This is a genomic window from Streptomyces sp. NBC_00285 (assembly GCF_036174265.1).
Classification (GTDB): domain Bacteria; phylum Actinomycetota; class Actinomycetes; order Streptomycetales; family Streptomycetaceae; genus Streptomyces.
In genome coordinates this window covers 8,753,520-8,771,562 of record NZ_CP108055.1, presented here as the reverse complement: position 1 = coordinate 8,771,562, position 18,043 = coordinate 8,753,520, and the positions used below count along the sequence as shown (strand labels likewise).

At 72.2% G+C, this 18,043-nt stretch carries 17 protein-coding genes and 1 pseudogene; 3 read left to right on the top strand and 15 right to left on the bottom strand.

Going from position 1 to position 18,043, the window contains the following annotated elements; all coding sequences use genetic code 11:
* Nucleotides 1-47 precede the first annotated feature (47 nt).
* Genes OHT57_RS40200 through ribA form a run of 5 tightly spaced genes read right to left on the bottom strand, consistent with a single transcriptional unit; the run spans nt 48 to nt 4,555 of the window.
* Entirely contained in the window at nt 48-1,202 is a 1,155-nt protein-coding gene (locus OHT57_RS40200; RefSeq protein WP_328751766.1) for a saccharopine dehydrogenase family protein, read from the bottom strand.
* Entirely contained in the window at nt 1,195-2,259 is a 1,065-nt protein-coding gene (locus tag OHT57_RS40195) for a saccharopine dehydrogenase (protein WP_328751765.1), read from the bottom strand. Before OHT57_RS40195 ends, OHT57_RS40200 begins: the two co-directional genes overlap by 8 nt.
* Complete coding sequence (locus tag OHT57_RS40190) at nt 2,256-3,401, bottom strand: NAD(P)/FAD-dependent oxidoreductase (protein WP_328751764.1); 1,146 nt, start codon at nt 3,399-3,401, stop codon at nt 2,256-2,258. The genes OHT57_RS40195 and OHT57_RS40190 overlap by 4 nt, the downstream gene beginning before the upstream one ends.
* On the bottom strand, nt 3,398-3,850 hold the full coding sequence (locus OHT57_RS40185; RefSeq protein ID WP_328751763.1) for a hypothetical protein: 453 nt from the start codon (nt 3,848-3,850) through the stop codon (nt 3,398-3,400). The genes OHT57_RS40190 and OHT57_RS40185 overlap by 4 nt, the downstream gene beginning before the upstream one ends.
* A 45-nt stretch (nt 3,851-3,895) precedes the next feature.
* Nucleotides 3,896-4,555, bottom strand: a complete 660-nt coding sequence (gene ribA, locus OHT57_RS40180; protein WP_328751762.1) for a GTP cyclohydrolase II — start codon at nt 4,553-4,555, stop codon at nt 3,896-3,898.
* Between the two features lie 38 nt (nt 4,556-4,593).
* On the opposite strand from ribA, the pseudogene OHT57_RS40175 reads away from it, so the two are divergent.
* Nucleotides 4,594-5,337, top strand: a pseudogene (locus OHT57_RS40175) (creatininase family protein); the annotation flags it as partial.
* Here the strand turns inward: OHT57_RS40175 and OHT57_RS40170 are convergent.
* The 5 genes from OHT57_RS40170 to OHT57_RS40150 form a co-directional block, all read right to left on the bottom strand.
* Nucleotides 5,226-6,650: a lysylphosphatidylglycerol synthase transmembrane domain-containing protein gene (locus tag OHT57_RS40170; RefSeq protein WP_443053541.1), complete on the bottom strand. Its 1,425-nt coding sequence runs from the start codon at nt 6,648-6,650 to the stop codon at nt 5,226-5,228. The pseudogene OHT57_RS40175 and the gene OHT57_RS40170 sit on opposite strands and share 112 nt — an antisense overlap.
* Nucleotides 6,647-7,654 carry a class I SAM-dependent methyltransferase gene (locus tag OHT57_RS40165; RefSeq protein WP_328751760.1) on the bottom strand — a complete coding sequence of 336 codons (1,008 nt, stop codon included), beginning with the start codon at nt 7,652-7,654 and terminating at the stop codon, nt 6,647-6,649. Before OHT57_RS40165 ends, OHT57_RS40170 begins: the two co-directional genes overlap by 4 nt.
* Nucleotides 7,651-8,826, bottom strand: coding sequence for a glycosyltransferase family 4 protein (locus OHT57_RS40160; protein WP_328753461.1), 1,176 nt, complete (start codon nt 8,824-8,826; stop codon nt 7,651-7,653). The genes OHT57_RS40165 and OHT57_RS40160 overlap by 4 nt, the downstream gene beginning before the upstream one ends.
* 5 nt (nt 8,827-8,831) lie before the next feature.
* Nucleotides 8,832-9,230: a 6-pyruvoyl trahydropterin synthase family protein gene (locus OHT57_RS40155; RefSeq protein ID WP_328751759.1), complete on the bottom strand. Its 399-nt coding sequence runs from the start codon at nt 9,228-9,230 to the stop codon at nt 8,832-8,834.
* Nucleotides 9,231-9,346: 116 nt separating this feature from the next.
* Nucleotides 9,347-10,327 carry a zinc-dependent alcohol dehydrogenase gene (locus tag OHT57_RS40150; RefSeq protein WP_328751758.1) on the bottom strand — a complete coding sequence of 327 codons (981 nt, stop codon included), beginning with the start codon at nt 10,325-10,327 and terminating at the stop codon, nt 9,347-9,349.
* A gap of 121 nt (nt 10,328-10,448) precedes the next feature.
* On the opposite strand from OHT57_RS40150, the gene OHT57_RS40145 reads away from it, so the two are divergent.
* Nucleotides 10,449-11,246: a CDP-alcohol phosphatidyltransferase family protein gene (locus OHT57_RS40145; RefSeq protein ID WP_328751757.1), complete on the top strand. Its 798-nt coding sequence runs from the start codon at nt 10,449-10,451 to the stop codon at nt 11,244-11,246.
* A gap of 20 nt (nt 11,247-11,266) precedes the next feature.
* On the opposite strand, the gene OHT57_RS40140 is transcribed toward OHT57_RS40145, so the two are convergent.
* From OHT57_RS40140 to OHT57_RS40120, 5 genes are all read right to left on the bottom strand, one after another.
* Nucleotides 11,267-11,716: a GNAT family N-acetyltransferase gene (locus tag OHT57_RS40140; protein WP_328751756.1), complete on the bottom strand. Its 450-nt coding sequence runs from the start codon at nt 11,714-11,716 to the stop codon at nt 11,267-11,269.
* 156 nt (nt 11,717-11,872) lie between these two features.
* Nucleotides 11,873-13,135, bottom strand: coding sequence for an MDR family MFS transporter (locus OHT57_RS40135; protein WP_328751754.1), 1,263 nt, complete (start codon nt 13,133-13,135; stop codon nt 11,873-11,875).
* Nucleotides 13,132-14,901, bottom strand: coding sequence for an ABC transporter permease subunit (locus tag OHT57_RS40130; protein ID WP_443053644.1), 1,770 nt, complete (start codon nt 14,899-14,901; stop codon nt 13,132-13,134). The genes OHT57_RS40135 and OHT57_RS40130 overlap by 4 nt, the downstream gene beginning before the upstream one ends.
* Before the next feature lie 27 nt (nt 14,902-14,928).
* Complete coding sequence (locus OHT57_RS40125) at nt 14,929-16,407, bottom strand: ABC transporter substrate-binding protein (RefSeq protein WP_443053540.1); 1,479 nt, start codon at nt 16,405-16,407, stop codon at nt 14,929-14,931.
* 5 nt (nt 16,408-16,412) lie between these two features.
* The gene (locus OHT57_RS40120) at nt 16,413-16,949 is read right to left on the bottom strand and encodes a GNAT family N-acetyltransferase (RefSeq protein WP_328751751.1); all 537 of its coding nucleotides are present in this window, start codon (nt 16,947-16,949) and stop codon (nt 16,413-16,415) included.
* Between the two features lie 116 nt (nt 16,950-17,065).
* Here OHT57_RS40120 and OHT57_RS40115 point away from each other — a divergent pair, with 116 nt between their 5' ends.
* Entirely contained in the window at nt 17,066-18,031 is a 966-nt protein-coding gene (locus OHT57_RS40115; RefSeq protein WP_328751750.1) for an ATP-binding protein, read from the top strand.
* Nucleotides 18,032-18,043: the final 12 nt, after the last annotated feature.

The following is an 18,043-nucleotide window of genomic DNA, read 5'->3' as shown; positions in this document are numbered from 1 at the left end:
CGCGCTCGCGTCGTCCACCCGGAGAGGGAGGGCCCCAGCCGCGTCGGCTAGTGATCCACCCGTAGCGTGAAGTGGACGCCGGCGCGGGCGAGTTCACCCAGCCACTTCTCGGACCGGGCCGCCGTCTCCGCGGCCCGGCTCAGGCCCGCGGGCAGGGAGCCGTCCAGGACGTGTCCGACGCCGAGCGCGAGGGTGCGGGAGACGCAGCGGGCCATGGCACTGTCCTCCTCGTCGCCCACCAGGTCGAGGAGGTAACCGCCGGACCAGGTGCGGCCGTCCTCCGCACGCACGTCGAGGGAGACGGCGAGGACGACACGGTCACGGTCGGCGTCCGTCGTCGGGTACCTGGCAGCCAACTCCTGGGCCAGGGCGGCGATCCGGGTGTCGTCACCGCCCTTCAGCTCCTCGAAGACGGGCTCCCAGGCCTCAAGCCAGCCGTCCAGACGCAGCGTGCCGCGCACGAACGTCCGCGGTGTCCAGGCGGCGGGCAGTCCGTACTGCGCGACGAAGGGCACGCTGTCACGGTTGGGGTAGACCTCGAAGGTCTCGCCTTCCACGACATGGCGCCGGGTCTCCTCCCAGGGGCGCTCGGCGCTGGTCGGGCCGCCGCCCTCGATGTAACGCGCGGGCGAGCGAAGGGCGTTCAGGACTCCTGCGGGGGCCCAGCTGAAGCGGTATCTGAAGTCGTTCGGGACCGCGGGGACACCGCCGCAGTACGAGGTGAGGCCGTACGACGCCGGTGTCGCGTCGCCGATCGCCTCACGGGCCCTGGCGACGAGGCCGTGCGCGAAGAGGTGGTCGATGCCCGGATCCAGTCCGGCCTCGGTGAGGACGACGATCCCCGCCTCGACCGCCTCGGGAAGCTGTTCCAGGACGGCGTCGGACACATAGCTGGAGCAGGCGAAGTGGGCCTGTGTGCGCACACAGGCGGCGAGGATGCCGGGGTGCTCGGACGCGGGGAGCATCGACACGACGACATCTCCGGCCGCCAGTTCGGCCGTGAGCGCGGGCAGCGTGTAGGCACGTGGCGCGGCCTGTCCGTTGAGCCCCAGTCCTTCGAGGGCTTCCTCCGCCCGCTCCTCGGTGCGGTGCCACAGCAGCACGCGCTCGGCTGTGTCGCACAGTGTGGCCAGGCCGCTGCCGGTGGAGAGCCCGGCGCCGATCCAGTGGACGGTGCCGGTCGCGGCTACCAGGTCAGACACGTTTGAACTCCCCTTCCTCGATGCCGAGTTCACGGCATGCCTGACGGAACCGGTCCAGACAGCGCCCCCAGGGCCCACCGACCCCGAACTCCAGCAGCTGGGGCAGCAGGGACCCCGAGAAGCCGACGCTGGCCTCCTCCGGGAGCAGGGACGGCAGGTTGTCGATGGCGATGAGATCCAGCGCGGGTTCCTCGTGGAGCCGCCGTACGGGCTCGGTCCACTCGGTGACACGGTCGTAGACCGGCAGGACGTTCAGGGGCGAGCCGACGTCGCAGGTGACGTCGGAGAGGGTGCGCAGCCGGCGGGACGGGTCGTCCAGGTCGGCGGTGCGGACGAAGGGCGGGACGGGGCTGGTGGCGAGGACGCAGTTGACCAGCACGTCGTGGGCGAGCAGCGCGGGCCGGTCCAGGTTCCGGGTCTCGTCGAGGTCCCAGCAGGTCGGCTCGATCCCGGCCGCGCTGAGCGCGACGCGGGCACCCCGGCCGCTGCGGCCCTGGGCCCCGATCACCAGCGCCGTGAACTCCTCGTCCCCGGCGACGGGCCGCAGGACCTCCTCCAGCTCCTCCTGCGAGGTGGGTGCGAGGGGCGCGGTCAGCCTGCCGCGGTGCTGGAGCACGGCCAGTGCGGCGCCCAGGTAACCGGCCCAGTACCCGAAGGCGGCGAGCCTGCGGCCATGATCGTCGACCAGGTACTCCAGGTCGAGGAGGGCCCCTCCCCCGGCGGCGAACCGGCGCAGCAGTTCCAGGGCGCCCGGCTGCTCCTTGTAGGCGTGCCCGAAGAAGAGGTGACGGTGCGTCAAAGTGTCCGGCTCGTCGGGGAGTTCCTTGAGGCCGACGACCACGGCGTCCTGAGGTGCCCGTGAGACCCACGACCCCGCGGGTGCGACCGCGCAGCCCACCGCCGCGTACGCCTCGGTCGGGAAGATCCGCTGCGGGGACTCCTCGACGGTGAGGGTCGCCCCGCTGTCGACGAGCCGCCGGGCGTCGGACGGCACGATCGGCGTGCGCCGCTCGGTGGTGCGGACCTCGTGGCGCAGCCACAGATGGAGCTCGGTCATACGCGGTTGGCCTCCGGGCGCAGGGCGTCGGCCGCGAACCGGCCGGCGCTGAGCGGGCTGATGTCCACGAAGGGTACGCGGCCCAGGTACAGGTCACGGACGACCTCGCCGACGGCCGGGCCCTGGAGGAATCCGTGGCCGGAGAACCCGGTGGCGTACAGGAAGCGGGAGACCGAAGTCGACTCGCCGATCAGGGCGTTGTGGTCCGGGGTGATCTCGTACAGACCGGCCCAGCCGCCGGTGCGGCGCAGGTCGAGGAGGGCGGGGGCGCGGTGTGCCATGGCCTCGGCGAGGCGGGGGATCCAGCGGTCGTGGGTCGCGGTGTCGAAGCCGGGTGTCTCGTCGGGGTCGGACATGCCGAGGAGGAGGCCGGGGCCCTCGGAGTGGAAGTAGAGGCTGGTGGTGAAGTCGATGGTCATGGGCAGGTCGGCCGGCAGTCCGCCGACCGGCTCGGTGACCGCGATCTGGCGGCGCAGCGGCTCGACGGGCAGGTCCTCGCCGACCATCGCGGCGACCCTCCGCGACCAGGCGCCGGCCGCGCAGATCACCGTGTCGGTGGCGATCCGGCCCTTGGTCGTCACGACGGCCGTGATGTCGTCGCCGTGCAGTTCGATGCCGGTGACCTCGGTGTGCCGCAGGATCGTCGCGCCGTGGCGGCGGGCGTCGGCCGCGTAGCCGTACACCACGGACTCGGGTGTGCAGTGGCCGTCCTCGGGCGAGAAGGCGGCGGCGAGAAGGCCGTCGGTGGTGATGAGCGGGGAGAGCTGACGCGCCTCGGCCGGGTCGATCATGCGGCTGGGGACACCGAGGGCGTTCTGGAGCCGCACGCTCTCCTCGAAGGAGGCGACCTGCTCGGGAGTCGACAGCAGGAACAGATATCCGACCCGGTGCAGCCCGATGTCCTGCCCCGTCTCCTCCTCGAAACGGCCGAACGCCTCCAGGCTGCGCGCCCCGAGCCGGATGTTGAGCTCGTCGGAGAACTGCGCCCGCACCCCGCCCGCGGCCTTCGACGTGGAGCCGGAGGCGAGTTCGTCCCGCTCCACCAGCACGACGTCCGGTACGCCCGCCCGTGCCAGGTGACAGGCGATGCTCGTGCCCATGACCCCGCCGCCGATGACGACGACCCCGGCCCGGAAGTTCATCCGCGCTCCCCCTCGGCCGACCGCACCACGGCCCGGGCGGCTGCCGCGTCCTGGATGCCGAGGCCGACGCTGTCGCAGCGGACGATGTCGCCGGACCCGGTGCGCGCCACGGCTCGTCGTCCCGTGGTGGCGGCTTCCCGCGCGGTCAGGGCGTCGGCGTCCCGCAGCCCGTTCCCGAGTGCGTCGACGACCGGCCCTGCGTGCTCGGCCGCGGTCGCCGGGGCGGGCACCCTCGCGTTGCCCGTGTTTCCCGGGTTGGCGCTGCGGGACTTCGCGACGGCCCCGGTGTGGGGACGTGAGTGGTGGGCGAAGACCAGGCTGTCGTCGAAGCGGCCGGGATGCGTTTTCCTCGCCGGCGGATGGACCGCGCCTGGCGCGGTGAGGGCGGTGTCCGCGTCGAGCAGGCGCGTGGCCTGCTCTCCGGAGAGGAAGAGGACGTCGTCGGTCATGCCCTCTTCCTGTCCGGATGTGCCGTGCCGGAACCCGCCGGGCGGTCAGGACAGGTGGGCCACCGCGTCCAGGTGGGGCAGGTGGTGGTCCAGTCGCTCCCGCTTGGTGCGCAGATAGGTGATGTTGCTCTCGCACGGCGTTATCAGCAGCGGCACCGTCTCGGTGACCTTGATCCCGTGCTGCAGCAGCGCCTCGCGCTTGCGCGGGTTGTTCGACATCAGGCGGACCGACTTCACACCCAGGTCGTGGAAGATCCCGGCGGCGACGCCGTAGTCCCGGGAGTCCACCGGCAGACCGAGCGCGAGGTTCGCCTCGACGGTGTCCAGGCCCTCCGCCTGCAGGGCCATCGCGCGCAGCTTGCCCAGCAGTCCGATGCCCCGGCCCTCATGGCCGCGCAGGTAGACGACGATGCCGCTGCCCGCCTTGACCACGGCCCGCAGCGCGGCGTCGAGCTGGTCGCCGCACTCGCAGTGCTGGGAGCCGAACGCGTCACCGGTCAGGCACTCGGAATGCAGCCGGACGAGAACGTCGTCCGAACCTATGTCACCGTGAACCAGGGCGACTTGTTCGTCGCCGCGGTCGTGATCGAGATAGCCGACGGCCTGGAATTTCCCGTACACGGTGGGCAGCGGTGCATTCACCACGCGCTCCACACCCGTACGCTGTGGTGCCTTCTTGCCGAGTACGCCAACTTTGTCTGTCATGATCTGGTTCCTAAGCAGAGACGAAAGGCCGTGAAAAGATGAGCGGTTCGGAAATAGGGTCGGCGGCGTACGGTCTGTTGCCGACGGACACTACGGAAGACGTACGGACGCGGGGGGCGGGCGTCTCAACACAGGTCGCCGTTCTTCCGGTCGGGAGCTTCGAACAACACGGTCCGTATCTTCCCCTGGCGACCGACACACTCGTCGCCTGTGCCATCGCGCGCGAGATCGCCGCGGCATACCCGGTGCACCTCCTTCCGCCGGTGACGATCGCCTGCTCGCACGAGCACGCGGCCTGGCCGGGGACCGTCAGCATCTCCTCCGTCACCCTTCACTCGGTGGTACGGGACATCGCGGCCTCGCTGCGCCGATCCGGCGTCGAGGCCCTGGTCGTGGTCAACGGACACGGGGGCAACTACGTGCTGGGCAACGTCGTCCAGGAGGCCTCCGCCCGCGGGGAGCGAATGGCGCTGTTCCCGGCCGGGGAGGACTGGGAGGCCGCCCGCCAGGAGGCGGAGGTGGCCACCTCGCTGCTGACCGACATGCACGCGGGAGAAATCGAGACCTCCATTCTTCTGCATGCCCACCCGGAATGTGTCCGACCAGGTTACGAGACCTCCGATTTCGTCGCGGACGACCGTCGTCATCTCCTCACCCTCGGCATGTCCGGTTACACCGATTCCGGTGTCATCGGACGCCCTTCGCTGGGCTCTGCGGAAAAAGGGAAAGCCTTGCTGGCGAGCTTCGCGGCGTCCTTCGGAGCATATTTCTCGATGCTGACCGAGGCACCTGCCGAAGCACCTTCCGGGTCCCCCGCCGAGGTATCCGGCACCGAAGCATCCGACGAGGAGTAGGACTTCGCCGGGCTCCGCAGTCCCTGGTACCAACGGACGACCAGGACGACGGCGCCCGGCAGGCTCGCCACGAAGCTGAGGACGCCGTACACGATCGCGGTCGCGAGACCGGCGCCGGCGCCGAGGCCCATGGCGGCGAACGCCCAGGCGGTGATGCCCTCCCGGGGGCCGAAGCCGCCGATGTTCAGCGGCAGTCCCATGGCGAGCAGGGCGAGCACGGCCAGCGGCAGCAGGACGGCGACGGAGGCGGCGGAGCCCGCGATGCGGGCCGCCAGCACGAACATCCCGAGGTGACCGGCCAGCACGACGGCCGACGAGAGCGCGACACCGGGCCAGTTGCGGCGGGACAGGAGTCCCTCGCGGGCCTCGCCGAGGGCCGTGCGCAGGGCCCGGCCCCGGCGGGAGGAGGAGGGAGCCCGGTTCATCCGCAGGGCCACGACCACGGCGAGGGCACCCAGGACGACGAGGCCGACGACGGGGGCGAGGTGGCGGACCTCGGCCAGCACCGGGGACGGCATGGTGAGCAGCACGGCACCGCCGACGATCGCCAACGCGACCTGTCCGGCGACCCGTTCGAGGACGACAGCCCGCACTCCGCGGCCCATGTCCCCGGCGCTCTGGCCGTGCCGTACCGCGCGGTGCACGTCACCGAGGACACCGCCGGGCAGGGCCGCGTTGAGGAACAGGGCCCGGTAGTAGTCGGCCACGGCCACGCCGAGCGGCAGCCGGAGGCGCAGCCCGCGGGCCACCACCTGCCAGCGCCAGGCGCTGAACACGGTGGTCACGACGCCGATCGCGAGGGCCGCCAGCAGGGCGGTGCCGTCGATCCTGCGCAGGCCGTCCAGGAAGACGCCGGTGCCCAGGCGCCACAGCAGCAGAGCGAGGATGGTGACACCGGCGACGGTGCCGAAGTGGGTGCGCAGCGCGCGGGAGTTGAGGGCCGCGCGCAGTGCGGTGCGCCACCGGGGCGTTTGGGCGGGGCGGGGCCGGGCCGCGGTCACGATCACGCCGATCCGGTCGTGGGAGACGGCGGCGTCGGTGAGGTCCGCGACGGAGTGTCCGGCGGCGGCGAGCAGTTCGGCCCTGGCCACGAGGGCCTCCGTGCGCGCCGCGAGCAGGTCGTCCCGCGTGTGGAGCACCTCGGCCCGCAGCGTGACGGCCCGCTGGGAGGGGGTGGCGGGCTCGACCACCGCGGCGGGCCGCCGGACCGGCAGGCCCGGCCGCACCGTCTCCACGCTCATGACGCTCCGCCCGTCGGACGGGACAGTGCCAGCAGGTCGCTGTGGTGGACGACGACGTTCAACTCGCCCGCGCGGCAGGCTTCCAGGCGGTCGCTGAGGTAGCGCTCGGCGCGTTCCTTCAGCTCGGGGCGCTCCTCGACGGCGGCGCTCACCCAGCCGCGCAGCCACTGCGTGGTGAGGGCGGAGTCGGCGGGGCCCAGGCGCCAGGCGCTGGGGTGCAGCCGTACGGTCGCGCCCCGCTCGGAGAAGGCCTCGCAGGCGACGTTGACGGCGTCCGGGCCGAGCAGGCCACCGCGTCGCTGATGGGCGTTGAACGCCTGGGCGATCTCGTCGTCCAGCGGGTCGGACGGGCTCAGTTCGACGCGGCCCGCCACGGACAGGGTGAGCAGGGCCGGTACCCCGGCGCCGGTGCAGGCCGCGGCGAGGGTCTCGATCTCCTGGCGGGTGAGGACGTCCAGGAGGGCGGACGCGGTCACCAGGGAGGCGCCGGCGAGGGCGTCCGGGGTGAGCAGGCCGACGTCGCCGCGGCGGGTCTCGACGGTTACCCGGCTGCCGTCGGCGGCGGAGCGCGGGGAGGCGACGGCCGCGAAGTGCAGGAGGTAGGGGTCCCGGTCGTGCAGGATCCAGTGCTGGGGACCGTCCAGCCGGGACGCCAGCCAGCGGCCCATCGAGCCGGTGCCGCAGCCCAGGTCGTGGATGACCAGTCCGGCCTTCCCCGGCAGGTTGGCCAGCCGGATCCGCAGCGGGTCGATCAGGTCTCCCGCCCGTGCCGCCGCGTCGGGTCCCTCGCGCAGTTCCAGCCACTCGGGGGCGTAGCGGGGAGCGTCGTCGGGCCCCGCGTCCCGCAGCCGTACGGTGGGGCGCTCGCCGGGGCGGACGCTGGGACCCGCACCGGGAATGACCGATTCCGTGTCGGACGGCGGACCAGACTTCACCGACAGCACCTCCCGCGGTCCCGGCTGTGCCGGGACCTTCCCGCTCTGCTTCGTCGCCGTCTTCCTCATGCCGCCCTCCTGGGCTCGCTCGGGAGTCGGCCGAGTACTCCGGCCAGGCTGCGGGCGGTGGTCGCCCAGCCGTCCAGGGCTGCGCGCCGGCCCCTGGCTGCCGCCTTCAGTCGTCGTCGTACGTCCGCCTCGCCGAACCATCCGCGCAGTTCCGCGGCGAGGGCGGCGGGGTCCTCCGGCGGGACGAGGATGCCGGGCACGCCGCCGTCGGGGGCGCGTCCGACGGCCTCGGGCAGGCCGCCGACGTCGGTGGCCAGCACCGGGATGCCGCGCGCGAGGGCCTCGGTGACCGCCATGCCGTAGGTCTCGGCGTAGGAGGTGAGGACCATCAGGTCGGCGGCGGCGTAGCTGGCGTCGAGTTCGGCCCCGGCCTGCGGTCCCGCGAGGTGCAGACGGTCCTGGAGGCCGTACTTCTGGATGAGCGTCCGCAGACCGGCGACGTACTCGGGATCCTGGGTGATCCCTCCGACGCACACACAGCTCCACGGCAGGTCCTTCGCCCCGGCCAGTGCCTCGATCAGCCGGTGCTGTCCCTTGCGGGGCGTCACCGCGGCCACGCACAGCAGCCGCGAGACGCCGTCGGTGCCGGAGGCGAGGGGGGCGATGTCGGCACCCGGGGTGGCGACGTGGACCCGCTCGGGGGCGAGTCCGTGGTGCGAGACGAGACGCCGTACGGCCCAGTCGCTGGTGGCGATGACGGCGGGCACGGCCCGCAGCACCTCGCGCTCCTTGGCGTCCAGTTCGAGGGCGAGCCCGCGTTCGAGTCCCGTCTCGTCGCCGAGGGGCAGGTGGACGAGGACGGCGAGACGCAACCGCCCGGCCTCGGGGACGATGATCTCCGGGACTCCGCAGGCGACCAGGCCGTCGATCAGGACGACGGTGTCGTCGGGCAGGTCGCTCAGGGTGCGGGCCAGTTCGGTGCGGGCCGCCGCTTCCGGGCGGGGCCAGCTGCCGGCCACGGCGTGCCGCTCGACCTGCCAGCCGAAGCCGGGCAGGTCCAGGCAGACCCGCCGGTCGTAGGCGTTGCCGCCGCTCGGCGCGGTGGGGTCGTCCACGCCGCCCGGCATCACGAAGTGCACGGACCGCAGGGACATCGGGATGATCTCGGCCTTCTTGAGGGCGGCGTGCTGCACGGGCACGTAGTCGAGCGTGGCCGTCCGCCCGGTCGTCATGTCGGTCACAGGGCACGCTCGTAACTCGCCCAGGCGACGTGCGACTCGTGCAGGGTGACGGTCAGGCCGGCGAGGCCCTTGGCGCCCTCACCGAGAGCGCCCTTCTCGATCCGCCCGGCGAGCCGGTCGGCGATGACCTTCGCCAGGAACTCCGTGGAGGTGTTGACACCTGCGAAGTCGGGTTCGTTGTCGAGGTTTCTGTAGTTCAGCTCGCTGACTACGGCCCCCAGTTCCTGCGTGGCGAGTCCGATGTCGACGACGATGTTGTCGTCGTCCAGCTGTTCGCGCCGGAACGTGGCGTCCACCAGGAACGTTGCTCCGTGCAGGCGCTGCGCGGGTCCGAAGACGTCGCCGCGGAAGCTGTGGGCGATCATGATGTGATCGCGAACGGTGATGCTGAACAACGGACGACCCTCCAGGTGCGGCGCGTCTGGTCCCCCGGCTGATCCCTGCCGGGGGATGCCGTGTAGTACGGCTCTTCGTCTCCCCCCGTTCAGCGGTCTCTCACTCTTTTCTCAGGTCAGGCGCTCTTGTCGTACCTCACGCGGTGACAGAGGGCCGGAATGTCCCCGGTGGTGAGCCTGGGCATCACGTCGGGCAGTTCCTCGAACGCGCTTTCCCCCGTGATGAGGGCGTCGAGCGCCGGATCGGCGAGCAGCTTCAGCGCGAGGGCGAGCCGGTCGCCGTAACTGCGGCCCGCGCGGGCCGGGGACACGGTGCCGACCTGGCTGCTGCGAATGACGAGCCGCCGGGAGTGGAAGGCCTCGCCGAGCGGGAGGCTGACCTTCCGGTCGCCGTACCAGCTCAGTTCGATGACCGTGCCCTCGGGGCTGAGGAGTTCCAGCGATCGGGCGAGGCCCTGTTCGGTGGCGCTGGCGTGGACGACGAGGTCGCAGTCGCCCAGAGCCTGCGCCGGGGAGGCGAAACCGACGCCGAGGGCCTCGGCGATGGCGGCGCGGGCGGGGGCGGCGTCCACCAACTGGACGCGCACTCCCGGGAAGCGTGCCAGCAACGCGGCCACCGAACTGCCGACCATGCCGCCGCCGACCACCGCGATCCGGTCGCCGATCAGGGGGGCCGCGTCCCAGAGGGCGTTCACGGCGGTCTCGACGGTGCCGGCGAGGACGGCCCGTGCGGCGGGCACGTCGTCCGGTACGACCGTCACGGCGCTCGCCGGGACTACGTACCGTGTCTGATGCGGGTACAGACAGAACACCGTACGTCCGACCAGGTGGGCGGGCCCCTCCTCCACCTCTCCGACGCTGAGGTAGCCGTACTTCACCGGGCCGGGGAAGTCGCCCTCCTGGAACGGTGCCCGCATGGCCGCGTGCTGGCTCTCGGGCACCTTGCCGCGGAACACGAGTGTCTCCGTGCCCCTGCTGACCCCCGAGTACAGCGAGCGGACCAGCACCTCGTCCTCGCGGGGTGCCGGAAGGGTGACCTCCCGTATCTCGCCTTCACCCGGAGAGCGGATCCAGAACGCACGTGCGGCGGCCTTCATCGAGAACCTCCTGAACGATCGGGAACTCGTGCACGTACCTCGTTCACGTACCGAGATGTGCACAGGCCGCGCACAGTACGTGGCCTTGATCGACTCTGTCATCTGGCCGGAGGAATCTGCGGTGGCCCTGAACAACACTTACGACGCAAGGCTGGTTCAGCAGGAGACCGCTGTGGGAGCGGGTCTGCAGATCCTGTTGCTGGCCCTGCTCGGCACGGCGATCGGCATGGGGCCGGCGGGCTGGCTGACCGGCCTCGCCTTCGCCGCCGCCACCTGGGGTGTGCTCTCCAGGGCACTGCACCGCACCCGGCCACGCTCGTTCGGACCGGCCAACCGGGTGACCCTGGGCCGGGCGACCCTGGTCGGCGGAGTCACCGCCCTGGTCGCGGACTCCTACCAGGACTCCCCGCCGGTGACGCTGTTCGTGGGCCTGACCGCGGTGGCCCTGATCCTCGACGGCGTCGACGGCAAGGTGGCCCGCGCCACGGGCACCTCGACCCCGCTGGGCGCGCGGTTCGACATGGAGGTCGACGCGTTCCTGATCCTGGTGCTCAGCGTGTACGTGTCGATGTCCCAGGGCCCGTGGGTCCTGCTGATCGGCGGCATGCGCTACGGCTTCGTCGCCGCGGCCCGCGCGTGGTCGTGGCTCAACGCCCCGCTGCCGCCGAGCATGGCCCGCAAGACGGTGGCCGCGCTCCAGGGCATCCTGCTGCTGGTGGCCGCGTCCGGATACCTGCCCCACACGGCGACCTTCGGGGTCGTGGCCCTGGCCCTCTCCACGCTGGTCTGGTCGTTCGGCCGGGACATCCTGTGGCTGTGGCGCACGCACCGGGCGGACGAGGCCGCGGTGGGTGAGCTGCTGGAGCTGGAGTTCGTGGCGGCGGAGCGGGAACGGGAACCCGAGGCGATGGCCTCCTGACGACTTGCGGGCCTGGCGGGTCAGCTCTTCAACGGCACTCGGTATACCGTCGACGCCCGCTGCCGGAAGCCCTGTCGCTCGTACAGCCGGTTGGCCGCCGCCCGGTCCGGGCGTGAGGTGAGGTCGACCGTACGAGCCCCGGCATCCCGAGCGAGCTGTATGGCCTCCCGGATCAGCAGCCCCGCGACCCCCTGGCCGCGTGCCTCGTGGTCGACGATCACGTCCTCGATACGGGCCCGCAGTCCCGCGGGCGCGGGGAACATGACCAAGGTGAGGGTGCCGACCACCGACCCGGCCGCCGACCTGGCGATCAGCATGGTGTTGGCGTCACAGGCCAGGATGCGGTCGAGCGCGGCGAGATCGAGGGCCTCGGCCGTCGAGGACAGCTGCGGCAGCATCCGCCCGAAGGCATCGACGAGTTCCTGGTCCGCCTCCCGGGCGATCGCCACCCGAATCTCCTGACTCTCCATGCGTGGACCCTACCGCCGCACCACCTGCCCCTCCGACGGTTCACCCCGGCACGACGGGTGAGCGCTACGGTGGATGAGCCCTACAGCGGCTTCGTGCCGGCACGGCGGATGAGCCGTACGGCTGGTTCGTTCCGGCGCCCGACCCCTTCAGCAGGTTCATACCGGCGCCCCCGCCCTCGCGCCACCTGGCCCACCCGCAGGTTCCGACCGTCGCGGCAGCAGCCCGACCGCGGCGACCGGTACGGCGGCCAAGGCCAGCCATGGCACTGCGGGCGGCAGGCCGCTGTCCAGCAGGGCGCCGGTGACGGAGCTGCCGATCAGCACGATCAGTCCGGATACCGAGGACAACGCCCCGGTGTACAGGCCCAGTCGGCCCTCTTCCGCGAGGTCGGGCACCCAGGCGCGGGCCACGGGCGCGACGAGCATCTGGCCGAAGGTGAGCAGCACGACGAAGCCGGCCGAGGGCAACAGTCCCGCCGTTCCGGCCCAGTTGGCGGGCCGGGCGAGAGCGACGACCGTGAACCCGGCCCCGATCAGCAGCAGTCCGGCCGACATGGATCGGCGCAACGACACTCTGGAGCCGACCCAGCCGGTGACGGGAAGCTGGGCGGTCACGACCAGCAGCGAGGACAGGGCGAACAGCCAGGCCAGCGCCGACTGCGAACCGGTCGCTCGTTCCACCTCGTCGGGAAGGGCGAGATAGAGCTGGTTGTAGGCGAGCAGATAGGCGCCGTACGCGCAGCACAGCGCGAGGAAGCGCCGGTTGCGGATCAACGTCCCTGTGCCGCCCCTGAGTTGTACTCGTTGCCGCCCCGGGATGTGCTGCGGCAGCAGCCACACGTGCCCCGCGAGAACGAGCACGAAGATCGCGGCGCCCGCCAGACACACGGCGCGGAAGTCCACCGACAGCAGCAGCGCGCCGAGCAGCGGGCCCACGAACGCTCCCGCCTGCCCGGCGACGGTGAACAGGGCGAGCACGCGGGTGCGTCGGCCACCGCCCGCCGCCTCGTGGACGACCGCCTGCCGGGTGACCTCGGACTCCACGGCCGGTGAGAACAGGGCGGCCGCGAAGCCGATGAGGAGGACGGCCCCGATGACCGCCCACGTCCGTTCGGCGTACCCGAGCCAGCCGAACCCGGCGATCCGCAGCACGCATCCGACGAGGACGACCGGCCGGACTCCGTACCGGTCGGCGAGCGCCCCGCCCACCACGAACAGCCCTTGCTGGCTGAAGGTCCGCAGTCCGAGCACGAGCCCGACCAGCCAGCCCGCCATGCCGACGGCCTGTCCCAGATGTTCGGACAGGAAGGGCAGTACGGCGAAGAAGCCGAGGTTGAAGGCGAGTTGGGTGAGGATCAGCAGTCGCAGCAGTGGTGAGAGCCGGGTGGTCTTCGGCAGATCGACGGCCGCCCGCGTCATCCGGCTTTCACCAACTCCCTTTCAGGCAAAGCCTGTTCAATTCTCATCGCGGCCGTACGAGTAAGTGCTCGCCGTCGCGGCCGGCGCACTCCGCCCGCCGCGCTGACCGCCAGCGCCCCGAGCAGCGCGAGTGCGGCGGCGGGGGCGAGGACCGCCCAGGGGGCGCGCTCGGCGTAGGGCTGGTTCTCGGCGAGGAGCAGGCCCCACTCCGGGGAGGGCGGCTGGGCACCGAGGCCGAGGAAGGCCAGCGAGGCGAGGGCCAGCGCGGTGCCGGGCAGGCGCAGCAGGGCGTGCCGGGTCACGGACGGGAGGACGGCGGGGAGCAGTTCGTGGCGCAGGAGGTAGCCGCGCCCGGCGCCGAGGCCGCGGGTGGCGGTGATGTGCAGGGCGGCGCGTTCCTGGCGCAGCAGTGCGGAGGTGTGGGCGGCCAGGGGCGCCCAGGCGACGACGCCGACGGCGAGTGCGGGGGTCGCGGCCCCGGTGCCGGTGACCGCGGTGACGAGGAGGGCGCCGAGGACGGGCGGTACGGCGTTGACGGTGTCGGCGAGGGGGCCGGAGAGCCGGGGCACCAGGCCGAGGAGGACGCCGGTGGCCAGGGCGGCCGCGCTGATTGCGAGGGCGAGCAGCAGGGTGTCGAGGGCGCCGTGGGCGACTCGTGCGAGCAGGTCCCGGCCGAGCGCGTCGGTGCCGAACGGGTGGTCCCAGCTGGGCTTTTGGAGTCGCCGGGTGGTGTCGAGGGCGAGCGGGTCACGGGGCAGGCCGCCCGCGATGACGGCGAGGAGGAGGCCGCCGTGGAGGAACGGCTGGATGGAGTGGGCCGGTGGCTGTCGTCGATGGGGTGACGACAGGGAGCCGTCGCGCAGGGCGGGGCCGGCGAGGTGGCGGGTGGTCAGGGCGGCGAGTGCGGAGGCCGCTGCCGCGAGCGCGAGGAGGGCGAGGGTGCCGGCCTGGAGGACGGGGAGGTCCTGGGCGAGGGCGGCCTGGAGGGTGGTGCGGCCGAGGCCGGGGATGTCGAAGATCTGCTCCACGGCGACGGATCCGCCGGTCAGACCGACGACGAACAGGCCGGTGTTGGGAAGCAGCGCGGGCAGACAACGGCGTACGGCCTGGCGGGCGATGCTGTGGCCGGGCAGTCCGCGCGCGGCGGCGGCCAGTTCCCAGGGTTCGGCGAAGGCGCCGGGAAGGAGGTCGTCGAGGAGCCTGCCGAGCACGGCCCCGGCGGGCAGACCGAGAGCGAGTCCGGGCAGGATCGTCCACTGGGGCCCGTACCAGCCGAGGGCGGGCAGCCAGCCCAGTTGCACGCCGATCACGGTGGCGAGCACGGACGCGGTGAGGAACTCGGGCAGCGCGGCGAGGACCGCGGAACCGCTGCCGCCCGGGCGCCGGCCGTCGAGCCGCCGGTGCGCGCCGAGCCACAGGGTGCGGGCGCAGATCAGGGCGGCGGTGACGGCGGCGACCGCAAGGGCCGCCGCCATCAACAGGAGGGACGCGCCGAGCGCTTGGAGCACCGCGGGCGTGACCTCGTCGCCGGAGAGCCAGGAGCGTCCGGCGTCCCCGCGTCCCAGCCCGCCGAGCCACTCCCCGAGGAGTGCGAACGGACCCTTGTCCAGGCCGAGTTGGGCCCGGATATCGGCCAGCACCGCGGGCGTGGGGTCGCGGTCGGCGGAGCGTGCCTTGAGGACCGTCAGGGCCGGGTCGGTGCGGGTCAGCCAGGGCAGCAGGCCGATCCCGCACACGAGGACGGCCGCGAGCGCGGCACGCCACATCAGGGCGGACAGCTGGTGTCGCACGGATCAGCGCCGGGTTCCGGTGCCGACGAGGGTGCGCTCGTAGGGGTCGAGGAGCACACCGCGCACTGCGCCGGCGACGCCGGTGATGATGCGCTGGTGGACCAGCGGTACGACGGCGCCCGTGCCGAGGATCTTCGCCTCGGCGGCCAGGGCGAGGTCCTGACGCCGGTCGGTGTCGGCTTCCGACTCGGCGTCGGCGACGGCCTTGTCGACGTCCTGGTCGCAGAGTTGGGCGATGTTGAAGCCGCCGTCGCAGGTGTAGTCGCTCGCCAGCACGGCCACGGGGTCGCCGGTGTCGAGGAGCGTGTTGCGGGCGAGGACGAACGCGTCGAACTTCCCCTCCAACGCGTCGCTCTCCAGCCGTGAGTACTCGCGCACCTCCAGGGTGACCCGGAACCCGGCCTTCTCCAGCTGCTGCTTCAACACCTGTGCGGCTTCGGGTAGTTCGGGGCGGTTGTCGTAGGTGGCGAGGGTGATCCTCGCGCCGTTCGGGTTGCCCGCCCCGGAGCGTTCGGCGGGTTGCTGCCGCTTGCCGTCGGCCCAGGTCACGGCGGGGCCGTAGATGCCGGCGCCGGGATCGGCGTACCCCTCGTAGACGCCCTTGGCGAGCGCGGAGGTGTCGACGGCCGCGCGGGCGGCGGCACGGAGCCGGACATCCTTGAAGGGGCCGGTCTTCGCGTTGAGGAGGAGGCTGGTGGTGCGGGTGGTGGCCGTCTCCTTGCGGGTGGCCGCGGTGAGGGTGGCGGCCTGCGCGACCGGGACCGATTCGGCGATGTCGAGTTCACCGGTGCGCAGGGCGCCGGCCCGGGCGGTGCCGTCGGCGATGAACCGGGCGTCGATGCCGGAGGCCTGGGCCCGGCCGCCCCAGTAGTCGTCGAAGCGGTCGAGGGTGGCGGAGGACGCGCCGTTGACCTTGGTGAGCTCGAAGGGTCCGGTGGCGGTGCCGACCGGGTCGGCGCCGTCCTCGTAGGCCTTCGGGGAGAGGACGGGGAGGCTGGGGCTGGACAGGCGCAGGGGCAGTACGGGGTCCGGCTTCGCGGTGGTGATCCGTACGGCGGCGCCATCCGCCTCGACCGCGAGGGTGACTCCGGAGAGGGCGGCCGGGGCGGGCTCGGCCTCGGTGGCATGGGTGAGGGCGGCGGCGACCGCGGCCGGGGTGACCTCGGAGCCGTCCTGGAAGGTGGCCTCGCGAAGGGTGAACAGCCAGGTGCGCTCGTTCTCGCGACGCCAGGACTCGGCGAGCGCGGGAGCGGCGGCGCCGTTGGCGTCGAGGGCGGTCAGGCCCTCGGTGACGCCGAGGCGGCTGAGGAGGGTGGCGTCACCACCGTACGGCGAGAGGTTCTCGGCGGGCGGGAAGGCCAGGCCCACGCGGAGGCGGGAGCCCTCGCTCGTGTCGCTTTCGGAGTCGCCGCCTTCGGAGGCGAAGCAGGCGGTGAGGAGGGGGGCGAGCAGCAGGGAGCCAAGTATGTGACGGCGTCGCACGGTGTCTATCGCCCTATCGGTATCTCGAAGTGGACGACGCTGCTCGCGCCGCCCGTGGACTCTCGCTCGTCGTGCACGACCTTGCCGATGGAGCGCCAGAAGGGTTCGGCGCCGGGGACCGCCGGGTCGGTGTGCAGATAGACGGACCGGTAGCCGCCGTCCGCGGCGGCGAACGCGAGCAGCTCGTCCACCAGGCGCCGGGCGAGACCGCGCCTGCGGTGCTCGGGACGGACGTAGATCCGGCGCAGCTGCGCGGTGATGCCGGAGGGGTAGCACTCGGCGAGTTCGCGCGGGTTCGGCGGGTGGGCGGGGCCGCGGGAGTCGAGGGCGGCGGTGGCGACGACGGCCCGGTCGTCCGGGTCCACGGCGACGAGGAGGGTGTGGCGGGCCGGGACGAGATACGCGGCGGCCGGGTCGATGATGTCGCCGTGCCAGCGGGGCACGTACCCGGTTCTGAAGTCGCGGTACACGGTGTCGAGCATCACGGCTCGGGCACCGTCGAGGTCGTCCGGGCCTGCCGCCCTGATGCTGTAGCCATGCATTTGCACATCATATGCATTAAGGAGAAACGCTTGATCGCGGGGTGATTTGACAGTGATCGAGGACACGCCATACAACCTACCGACATGACATCCATTTTCAAAAAGACGGAGCGGTAGTGCGGATCGCGTTCGTCGGCAAGGGCGGCAGCGGCAAGACCACCCTGTCGGCGCTCTTCTCCCGTCATCTGGCCCGTTCCGGCGCACCGGTGCTGGCCGTGGACGGCGACATCAACCAGCACCTCGCCGAGGCGCTGGGCCACGACGCCGACCGGGCCGGCGCCCTGGGCGCCCCTCCCCTGGGCGCGCACGTGGCCGACATCAAGGACCTCCTGCGCGGCTCCAACCCCCGCATCACCTCCCGCGAGGCGATGATCAAGACGACACCGCCGGGCCGCGGTTCACGCCTGCTGAGACTGCTGGGCGACGACGAGCTGCACACCCGCCACGTCCGCCGGGTGGGTGACGTACCGCTGATGGTGACGGGCGAGTTCGACGAGAACGACCTGGGCGTGGCCTGCTACCACTCCAAACTCGGCGGAGTGGAGCTGTACCTCAACCACCTCGTCGACGGCCCCGGCGAGTACGTCGTGGTCGACATGACAGCCGGCGCGGACGCCTTCGCCTCGGGCCTGTTCACCCGCTTCGACATGACCTTCCTGGTGGCCGAACCCACCCGCAAGGGCGTCTCGGTCTACCGCCAGTACCGGGACCACGCACGGGAGTTCGGGATCCGGATCGCGGTGATCGGCAACAAGGTGACCGGTGAGGACGACCTGCTCTTCCTCAAGGAACACGTCGGCGATGACCTGTTGACCCACCTGGTCCAGTCCCCCTGGGTGCGCGCCGCCGAACAGGGCCGCGCGGAGGGCGACCTGGAGTCACTGGAATCCCATAACCGGCATGCCCTGAGCATCCTGCGCGAGACGGTCGACGCTCACGTCCGCAACTGGCCGGCCCTCCACGGTCACGCGGTCGAGTTCCACCTCCGCAACGCCCGCTCGTGGGCGAACGACGCGACCGGGCTCGATCTCGCGTCCCAGGTGGACCCGGACTTCGTACCGGGCCCCACCTCCCTCATCTGACCCCCCACCGCA